Origin of the sequence: Protofrankia sp. CiP1_Cm_nod2, assembly GCF_920664355.1 — a bacterium.
In the GTDB taxonomy this organism is placed as follows: domain Bacteria; phylum Actinomycetota; class Actinomycetes; order Frankiales; family Frankiaceae; genus Protofrankia.
This window is the reverse complement of the sequence record NZ_CAKKTL010000101.1, coordinates 1-9,439: the sequence shown is the minus strand read 5'-3', so window position 1 is coordinate 9,439 and position 9,439 is coordinate 1. Positions and strand designations below refer to the sequence as shown.

General features: G+C 73.1%; 8 protein-coding genes. 4 read left to right on the top strand and 4 right to left on the bottom strand.

Annotation, left to right across the window (positions count from 1 at the left end):
* Positions 1-21: 21 nt before the first annotated feature.
* The 3 genes from NBW84_RS12980 to dut form a co-directional block, all read right to left on the bottom strand.
* Positions 22-726 (bottom strand): DUF3159 domain-containing protein, encoded by a 705-nt coding sequence (locus NBW84_RS12980; RefSeq protein WP_250284902.1) that lies wholly within the window; start codon positions 724-726, stop codon positions 22-24.
* A 477-nt stretch (positions 727-1,203) separates the two neighbouring features.
* Positions 1,204-1,962 carry a DUF3710 domain-containing protein gene (locus NBW84_RS12975; protein ID WP_250284900.1) on the bottom strand — a complete coding sequence of 253 codons (759 nt, stop codon included), beginning with the start codon at positions 1,960-1,962 and terminating at the stop codon, positions 1,204-1,206.
* A gap of 170 nt (positions 1,963-2,132) precedes the next feature.
* Entirely contained in the window at positions 2,133-2,570 is a 438-nt protein-coding gene (dut, locus tag NBW84_RS12970; RefSeq protein WP_445548329.1) for a dUTP diphosphatase, read from the bottom strand.
* Positions 2,571-3,046: 476 nt separating this feature from the next.
* Between dut and NBW84_RS12965 the strand changes: the two genes are divergently transcribed.
* The 3 genes from NBW84_RS12965 (at position 3,047) to NBW84_RS12955 (ending at position 4,997) form a co-directional block, all read left to right on the top strand.
* Positions 3,047-3,493, top strand: a complete 447-nt coding sequence (locus NBW84_RS12965; RefSeq protein WP_250284896.1) for a DUF3093 family protein — start codon at positions 3,047-3,049, stop codon at positions 3,491-3,493.
* 212 nt (positions 3,494-3,705) lie between these two features.
* Entirely contained in the window at positions 3,706-3,996 is a 291-nt protein-coding gene (locus tag NBW84_RS12960; protein WP_250284894.1) for a DUF4235 domain-containing protein, read from the top strand.
* A gap of 476 nt (positions 3,997-4,472) precedes the next feature.
* Positions 4,473-4,997 carry a gamma carbonic anhydrase family protein gene (locus NBW84_RS12955; RefSeq protein ID WP_250284893.1) on the top strand — a complete coding sequence of 175 codons (525 nt, stop codon included), beginning with the start codon at positions 4,473-4,475 and terminating at the stop codon, positions 4,995-4,997.
* A gap of 387 nt (positions 4,998-5,384) precedes the next feature.
* On the opposite strand, the gene NBW84_RS12950 is transcribed toward NBW84_RS12955, so the two are convergent.
* Entirely contained in the window at positions 5,385-6,311 is a 927-nt protein-coding gene (locus tag NBW84_RS12950; RefSeq protein ID WP_250284891.1) for an inositol monophosphatase family protein, read from the bottom strand.
* 378 nt (positions 6,312-6,689) lie between these two features.
* Here NBW84_RS12950 and valS point away from each other — a divergent pair, with 378 nt between their 5' ends.
* Positions 6,690-9,341, top strand: coding sequence for a valine--tRNA ligase (gene valS, locus NBW84_RS12945; protein ID WP_250284889.1), 2,652 nt, complete (start codon positions 6,690-6,692; stop codon positions 9,339-9,341).
* Positions 9,342-9,439 lie beyond the last annotated feature (98 nt).

The following is a 9,439-nucleotide window of genomic DNA, read 5'->3' as shown; positions in this document are numbered from 1 at the left end:
CCGCCGTATCCCCGGCCGCCGTCATCTCCCGGGACCGTCGAGGACCGTTCCCTCGATGACCGGCCCGCCGTCGGCCACGGGGCCGTCGTCCGCGGCGGGCTGGCGTGGCGCCAGCCGCCGCACGATGGCGAAGGTCGCGAGGATCGCCACGCCGAACAGGGGCAGGCCCAGAGCGATGTTGGCCGCGCCGAGCCAGCCGGGCTCACCGGCAAGATAGAGCAGGCCCTGGACGGCGAACCGGACGGTGAAGACCGCGATCCAGACGCCCGTCGCCCACACCGCGGCGCGCCGGGTGTCGGCGTGCCGGCGCCAGTTGGCGTAGCGGGGATCCAGCACCGCCATCACGTAGCCGGCGGACGGCCGGCGTACCAGCAGCGACAGCAGGCCGACGGCCGCGAACACGGCGTTCTTGGCGATGCTGGGCAGGAAGAACCCTTCGGCGCTGTGCGTGCGGGACGCGACGAAAGCGGCCACACCGACCGCGAACAGCCCGGAGAACGCCTGCTGGACCGGCTCCCGCCGCAGCAGCCGCAGCACCATGAGGGCAGCCGCGACGACGATCGCGACCACGATGCCCGCGGTCAGCCCGGCCTGGGAGTTGACGGCGACGAAGGCGGCGGTGGGAACGGCCCCGTCGACCACCCCCCGGACGCCACCGACAGCCTCGACCAGCGACACCGGCGGCTGGCGCGTCGACGGACGCCCGTCGCGGCTGGGCGCGCTCATGCGGCGACGGGCGGCCTGGGCGACAGCGTGTGTCGCGGGTCCGCGGCCGCGGGACGACTGTCGGAACTCGTCATGGCAACCGCCTTCACTGATGTGCCATCCACTGGTGTGTGCCATCCACTGGTACGCGTCATCTGGTGTGCCGTCCGCCGATCTGCGCTGTTTACCGATATCAACCTATATACGACATCTGGAACCGGCGCGACATACGCCGGGATGACACACGGGCAACGAATCAGCCCGGCCCGGTGTGCCCGCGTCCCACTGGTGGCCCACCGAAGGCCGGCGGGACCGGCCGGGCCCGCTGGCCGGTGTTCCCAGAAACGGGACGCGGGAAAACCGGGAGGACGCGGCCGTGCCACCGTGGGCCCGTCCACGCCCCGGCGCCCCGGCCGTGGGTGGCCACAACCGGCCCCGGCGGACATCGACACAGGCATCGGTGAACCTCGGCAGGACCTCGACCGGCCTCAACCGGCCTCAACCGGCTTCCGCGATCCGCACACCCGGGGCCGGCATCCGAGCCGTCGGCGTCGCGACACCGCCGACGGCCTCGCGCGGATCCGGGCCTGGGAGGCTCCGGCCGTCCGGAGCGTCCGGGCTGTGCGGGTCGGTGAGCTCCCGGGGCAGTTTCAGTGGCAGCGGGTCACGCAGCGGCATCGCCTGATCACCGCGTACCACCACCAGCCGGCGCAGCGCCTCGGCCAGCGGCGGGGCGGCGGCCGGATCGAGCGCGGCATAACCGGTGAACACGACCCGCAGGAACCAGCGCGGGCCGTCGATCCCCAGCATACGGCCGGGTATGAACTCCCCCGGTGTACCGGTCGGCAGCTGCAGGCGCAGTTCCCTGCCGTAGGGGCCACCGGTCTCCTCTGCCGTCCCGGCGGCGGTACGCAGGGAGCCGACGATCTCGGCCCGCACCTCGTCCCACAGGCCGGCGCTCTTCGACGCGGCGAACGCCGACAGCTCCATCCCGCTCTGCCCGTCCCTCAACGTCACCGTGAGCAACTGCCCGGAGGCCTGGTCGACCTGGAACTGCACCTGGACCCCGTCGATCACCGGAACCCGCAGCGACCCCAGATCAAGCCGGCGGACGTGGTCGGCCGGGGCCTGGTCGGCGTCGTGGGGACCATCATGATCAACCTCGGCCGGGTCGTGCCCGGCCTCGTCATACTCGTCCCGGTACTCCTGCGAATCCCGCCAGCCGCGACCGGCGCGCCTACGACCGCGCCGGAACACCGCGACCACTTCCTGTTCTCACGATCAGCTTCCCTGTCGTCACGATCGGCTCCTCACGCGTGTGATGGCCGGGTGTCCCCCGGCAGGATCGGGCGGCACCGGCCCCGTCCCAGACCGGAGGAAGCCGGCCGCGGATCCACGGGTGGACCGGGCCGAAGCCGGGGCCGGGGTCAGGCGAAACCGCCGGTCGACCCGAAGCCGCCCACGCCACGCACCGTCGGCGGCAGTTCGGCGACCTCCTGGAACGCCGCCCGTTCCACCCGCTGGATGACGAGCTGAGCGATCCTGTCACCACGGCGCAGCACCACCGTCTCACGGGGATCGGTGTTGACGAGCACAACTTTGATCTCACCACGGTAACCGGTGTCGACCGTACCTGGCGCGTTCACGATGGACACCCCGTGGCGTGCCGCCAGGCCGCTGCGCGGGTGGACGAACGCCGCGTACCCCTCGGGGAGCGCGATGGCGATCCCCGTCCCCACCAGTGCGCGCTCGCCCGGGGCGAGTGTGACGTCCCGCGTCGTGACAAGATCCGCGCCGGCGTCGCCGGCATGGGCGTAGGCCGGCAGCGGGAGATCCGGATCGAGCCGGTGTACCAGCACCTCCAGCGGGCCGGCCCCGGCAGGGGCTGCCCCGCTGTGCGGGCCTGCGACATGAGGCCCTCCGATGTGAGGCGTGGTGAGGTTGTCCGTCGCGGTCATGAGCCCCTCGTGATCTGGCGGATGCGGGCCGTCACCGGCGACACGCCGGAGCGCGGCGGGACGCCGAAGTAACAGCACATCGAAGACTAGCCGGCCGGAAAACAGACGATCATGGCTGTCCGCGCGGGACCACGGCGGAGACCGTCACCGCGCCACCCCGCCCGGCACGGCCCGGCACGGCCCGGCACGGCCCGGCACCACCTGGCCCAACAACCCGCCGCCCGAACGGCTCGCCGCAGCCACGGCGGGGCCGACACATCAACGCACCGGTCAGACGCGTCCGCGCGGCGGCGGAGCCGGCGAACCCACGGGAAAAGACGGGCACCGCGGACGACCGGTGACGGACGCGCGAGTGATGGCCGCCGCGGTGGATACTGACCGACATGCGCTACGAGGAACGGCTGGCTGTGCCCCGACTGTGGCATGTCTGGGCCGCGGTCTGTGCCGGCGTCTTCGGAAGCTACTTCACCGTGTACACGGATTCCGCCTGGGTCCGGGCCGCCGTCTACGCCGGCATGTTCGCCGGGATGGAGGCGGCGCTGTGGGCCCTCGGGCGGGCCCGGCTGACCGTGACCGACCAGACGGTGGCCGCGGCCGGCCGGGTGCTCCCCCGGGACGGCGTGCGCGATGCCGTCGCATGCTCCGACATCCGCACGGCGCTGGCTCCGGGGGTGCACGCCGTGACCAGGCCGTGGATCCGTACCGGCGTGTGGATACGCACGGCCGGCGAGGTGTGGGTGCTCTCGTGTCGGCACCCCGACAGGTTCGTGGCGGCGACGGACGTGCGTGGCCACCCGCTGACCAGCGCTGACAGCGGCCGACCGGGGTAGACCGACCAGGTAGGACGACCAGGGTAGGACGACCGAGGTGCCCGGCAGCGGGACGCCTGCCGGTGATGAACGATCGTCAGTAACAGCTGGCTGTCGGCAACGGACGCCGTCAGCCGGACTGCCTCCAGCGGGCCCTGGGCCTCCGGCGGAGGAACAACCATGATCCCCTCGGCGTCGGCCGCCGGGGCATCTTCACGGACGGAGGTACGGAAGTGTCCCAACCGGTAGCGAAGATCGGCTGGAAGATCGTCGGAGGCGTGGCGGGAGCGGCCGCCGGGTCGGTGGCGAGCAAGGCCGTGACCCTGGCCTACAAGAAGATCCGCAAGTCGGACCCGCCGCGCAGCCCCGTGCATCCCGACACGGCCTGGGTGGACGCGATCAGCTGGGCGGCGGCCTCCGGGGTGGCGGTCGGCATCGGCAAGCTCACCGCCGAGCGGCTGGCCGCCCGCAGATGGCTGGAGGCGACCGGGTCGCTGCCGCCAGGCATCCGCGAACTGGAGTAGCACCCGCCCCACCAGAACCGAGGTCGTGCCTGCCGCAGCCACAACCAACGAGGCCCCGAGGCCACCGGGGCACTGGGGCCACAGGCACTGGGGCCACAGGCACTGGGGCCACAGGCACTGGGGCCACAGGCACTGGGGCCACAGGCACTGGGGCCACAGGCGCGGCAGCCCACCACCGGCCGGCTCGACGCCCGCTACGCCTGATCGTGGTGCTGGAGCCCCAGGCGCGGCAGCCCACCCACGGCCGCGGGACCTTGGCCGATGCCCGCGGCCGCGGGAATCCTGGCCAACGCGGCCACGCCCGACGGAGCGGCCGCGTCCGGCTGAAAAGTCACGGCCGCCGGCGATCCGCGGGCCGCGGCGGCGTCCATCGGGGAGGATGACGACCGTCGGGAGACGCGACCGGGGAGGCGCACCGGGGCCGGTTGCCGCGTGCCGTCCCACGGGCGTGCCGCCGTCCGAAGAAGCCGGAGGAGATGTCCGTGGCTGTCTACGCGCTCGGTGACCGGGTGCCCGAGATCGACCCGTCCGCCTACGTCCACCCGGACGCGACCGTGATCGGCAAGGTGACCATCGGCCCCGAGTCGACGATCTGGCCGGGCGCGGTGCTGCGCGCCGACTACGGTGAGATCCACATCGGTGCCCGCACGTCCGTGCAGGACGGCACGGTCGTGCACGCGACCGCCGAACTCCCCACGATCATCGGCGACGACTGTGTCATCGGGCACATCGCGCACCTGGAGGGCTGCACCGTCGAGGACGGGTCGCTGGTCGGCTCCGGCTCGATCGTGCTGCACCGGGCCGTGGTCGGCCGGGGTGCGCTGGTCGGGGCGCAGGCGCTGGTCGGCAACAACGTGCGGGTGCCACCGCGGGCGCTGGCCGTCGGCGTCCCCGCGAAGATCCGTCCGGACGCGGTGGCGGAGAACGCCTTCGCGGCCGGGGCCGCGATGTACACCGCGAACGGCAAGCGCTACCGCGAGGAACTCCGCCGCCTCGACTAGATCGACCAGAGGGAAGCCGCATCGGCTGGAGCGCCGGTCAGGTAGCGCTGGATCCCAGCCACAGCCACCCGCACAGGCCATGATCCAGGCGACTTTGTCGTTGTGTACGCTTTTTGTCCGCAAAAGCGTACACAACGACAAAATTACGCCGATCTTCTCCGGTGGCCGGCGTCCATCGAAGCGTGCCACCGTGCGGGGGATACGCATGGCTACCTGATCGGCGTTCCAGGAAGGAAAGGCGATCTGCCCGGTCGGCGCGGCGCGGGCTCGGCAGGGCCCGTCAGTGATCGGGGCCGGCGTGGGCCGGCCATGTGGGGCGAGGGAAAATCGCTGGCGGCCGGCCGGTCGACGGCGGGCCTCCTTGGTGCCGTAGGTGGAGCCCGTCCGTCAGTCGCGGTCGGCGGGCGGGTCGGTGGCGAGGATGTCGTGGAGGGCGTCGAACAGGGCGGGCGGGGCGGCGATGGCGAGGTCGTTGGAGACCGGGCGGCCGTGCAGGCCACCGACCCGCAGCCCGGCCTCGGCCGCGACCAGCGCCCCGGCAGCGTGGTCCCAGGGGTGCAGGCCACGCTCGTAGTAGGCGTCCACCAGGCCGGCCGCGGCGGCGCCGAGGTCCAGCGACGCCGCGCCCATCCGCCGGATGTCACGCACCCGGGGGACGACCCGGGTCAGCACCGTCACCTGGGCGATCCGCCGTTGCACCGTGTAGCCGAACCCGGTCGCGACGAGCGCGTGCGCCAGGTCCGTGACGGCCGAGCCGGCCAGCGGCACACCGTTGCGGGCCGAGCCCTCCCCGAGCGCCGCGGTGTAGGTGACGCCCAGGGCGGGGGCGTGCACGACACCCGCCACCACCTGCCCGTCGACCTCGGCCGCGATCGACACCGCCCAGTTCGGCAGGTTGTAGAGGAAGTTCACGGTGCCGTCCAGCGGGTCGACGATCCAGCGCACCCCGCTGGTGCCCGGGTCGTCGGCGCCCTCCTCGCCCAGCAGGCCGTCGCCCGGGCGCGCCGCGCGCAGCCGGCTCGCGACCAGCTCCTCGGAGGCCCGGTCGAGCGCGGTGACGACGTCGGTGGGGGACGTCTTGGTCGTCTCGGCCACGACGTCCCCGCCGCGGCCCCGCAGCAGCAGGCCGCCGGCCTCGTGGGCGACGTCGAGCGCCAGCGCGAGCAGGTCCGCCGGCCGCGGCCGCCCGGCCGCCGGGGCACGGCCCGCCGGGACGTGGTCGGGTACCGCAGCGGAGGTCGCGACGGCGGACGCGGTGGGGGCGGACGATGCGGATGATGCGGTGGGGGCGGTGTCCTCGCCGGTGTCAGGCACGGGATACATCCTGCCAACCCGCTCCGCCCGCCACGGCCGCCCGCCGACACGATCCCACCGCCGGGAGCGGCGGAGGAGCGCCGGGGAGGCCCGGGATGTCGTGTGCCGGCCCGGCCGGCGGGACCCTGCCAGACCGGCGCACGGACCCTCACCACGGCCGGTGGGAGGGCGGCCGCGCACCTCCCCGGCATGGGCCCGGCATGGGCCGGGCATGAGGACGTCCGGCGTGGGCCCCGCCGGGAGAGCACGTCCGAACAGGGCGCGGGTGCCACGCGGAGACAAGGATCGGCGGGGATCCGTACCTGGGAAGGATCAGGCGCAAGGCCCGGTGAAGCCCGTGTCGGAGCTCACATTGTTCGACCCGTAGGATCGTTACCTGTGGTGACAGAAGAAGGCAGGAACCAGCACGACTCGGACGGCCGGGAGCAGCCCGCCGCCGACCAGTCCGTCCCCGGACGCTCCGTTCCCCAGCGGCCCACTCTCGACGGCGTCGAGGCACGCTGGTCGGCCGTGTGGCAGGAGCAGGAGACCTACCGGTTCGACCGGAGCGCCGACCGGGCCCGGGTGTACGCGATCGACACCCCGCCCCCGACCGTCTCCGGCTCCCTGCACGTAGGCCATGTCTTCTCCTACACGCACACCGACGTCATCGCCCGCTACCAGCGGATGCGCGGCCGTGAGGTCTTCTACCCGATGGGGTTCGACGACAACGGCCTGCCGACCGAGCGCCGGGTGCAGAACTACTTCGGCATCCGCTGTGACCCGTCGCTGCCCTACGACCCGGATCTCACCCCGCCGGCCAAGCCCGGCAAGGAGCAGGTCCCGGTCAGCCGCCGCAACTTCGTGGAGCTGTGCGAGCGGCTGACGATCGAGGACGAGAAGGTCTACGAGCAGCTGTGGCGCCGCCTCGGCCTGTCCGTGGACTGGTCGATGACCTACGCGACCATCGACGCCCGTTCCCGGGCGGTGGCGCAGCGGGCCTTCCTGCGCAACCTGGAGCGCGGCGAGGCGTACCTGGCGGAAGCGCCCACCCTGTGGGACGTGTCCTTCCGCACCGCGGTGGCGCAGGCCGAGCTGGAGGACCGGGAGCGCCCGGGCGCCTACCACTCGCTGGCGTTCGCCCGCACCGACGGCGGCGGGAACAGCGGCGCCGGCGGCACCGACAGCGGCGGGGACGTCGTCGTCGAGACCACCCGGCCGGAGCTGCTGGCCGCCTGCGTGGCCCTGGTCGCCCATCCCGACGACGAGCGTTACCGGCCGCTGTTCGGCTCCACGGTGCGCACTCCCCTGTTCGACGTCGAGGTGCCGGTGCGGGCGCACCGGCTGGCCGACCCCGAGAAGGGGTCCGGCATCGCGATGATCTGTACTTTCGGTGACCTCACCGACGTCACCTGGTGGCGTGAGCTGCGGCTGCCCACCCGCGCGGTGATCGGCCGGGACGGCCGGCTGCTGCCCGACCCGCCCGAGGCGATCGTCTCGGCGGCGGGCCGGGCGCACTACGCCGAGCTGGCCGGGCGCACCGTGCACGCCGCCCGCGAGCGGATCGTGGAGCTGCTGCGCGAGGCCGGGGCGCTGCTGGGCGACCCGCGGCCGATCAGCCATCCGGTGAAGTTCTACGAGAAGGGCGACCGGCCGCTGGAGATCGTCACGACCCGCCAGTGGTACATCCGCAACGGCGGCCGGGACGAGGCCCTGCGGGCGCAGCTGCGGGCCCGTGGCAGTGAGCTGCACTGGCATCCCCCGCACATGCGGGTCCGTTACGAGAACTGGGTGGACGGCCTGACCGGGGACTGGCTGATCAGCCGGCAGCGTTTCTTCGGCGTGCCGTTCCCGGTCTGGTATCCGCTGGACGACGCCGGTGCCCCCCGCTACGACCAGCCGATCGTCCCCGGCTACGCGGCGCTGCCGGTCGACCCGTCCAGTGACACCGCGCCCGGTTTCAGCGAGGACCAGCGCGGGATCCCCGGTGGTTTCGCCGCCGACCCGGACGTGATGGACACCTGGGCGACGTCCTCGCTGACCCCGCAGATCGCCGCCGGCTGGGGCAGCGACGACGATCTGTTCGCCCGGGTGTTCCCGATGGACCTGCGCCCCCAGGCGCACGAGATCATCCGGACCTGGCTATTCTCCACCGTGCTGCGCAGCCACACCGAGTTCGGCACGCTGCCGTGGACGAACACGGCCATCTCCGGGTGGATCCTCGACCCGGACCGCAAGAAGATGTCGAAGTCCAAGGGCAACGTCGTCACCCCGCTGGACCTGCTCGAACAGCACGGGTCGGACGCGGTGCGCTACTGGGCCGCCGCCGGCCGGCCGGGCACCGACACCACCTTCGACGTCGGCCAGATGAAGATCGGCCGCCGGCTGGCCATCAAGCTGCTCAACGCCAGCCGGTTCGCCCTCGGCCTCGGCGCGGTCGAGGACGCCGGCACCATCGCCGAGCCGCTCGACCGGGCGCTGCTGGCGACGCTGGCGGAGGTGGTGGACGCCGCGTCCACCACGCTGGACAACTACGACTACACCCGCGCGCTCGAGCTCACCGAGTCGTTCTTCTGGCGGTTCTGCGACGACTACGTCGAGCTGGTCAAGGGACGCGCGTACGGCTCGTTCGGCGAGCCGGGCGCGGCGTCCGCGCGGGCCACGCTGGCCATCGCCCTGTCCACGGTGCTCGCGCTGTTCGCGCCGTTCCTGCCCTTCGTCACCGAGGAGGTCTGGTCGTGGTGGAAGCCCGGGTCGGTGCACCGTTCCCGCTGGCCGGAGGCCGGCGAGCTGCGCAAGATCGCTGACAGTGGTGACCCGCGCCTGCTTGAGGCGGTCAGCACGGCGCTCACGGCGATCCGGCGGGCCAAGTCGGAGGCGAAGGTGTCGATGAAGGCGGCGGTGGCCTCCGCGCGGGTCAGCGGGGACGCCGACCTGGTCGGCCTGGTCGAGGCCGTCGCGGCCGACCTGCGCAGCGCCGGCAGCATCACGGCGCTGACCTTCACCCGGGGCACCGGCGAACTGGCGGTCGACGTCGCCCTCGCAGGCTGACCGCTGCCGGCTGACCGCTGCCGGCTGACCGCTGCCGGCTGACCGCTGCCGGCTGACCGCTGCCGGCTGACCGCCGGGCGCGCCCGGCGGCCCCAGCC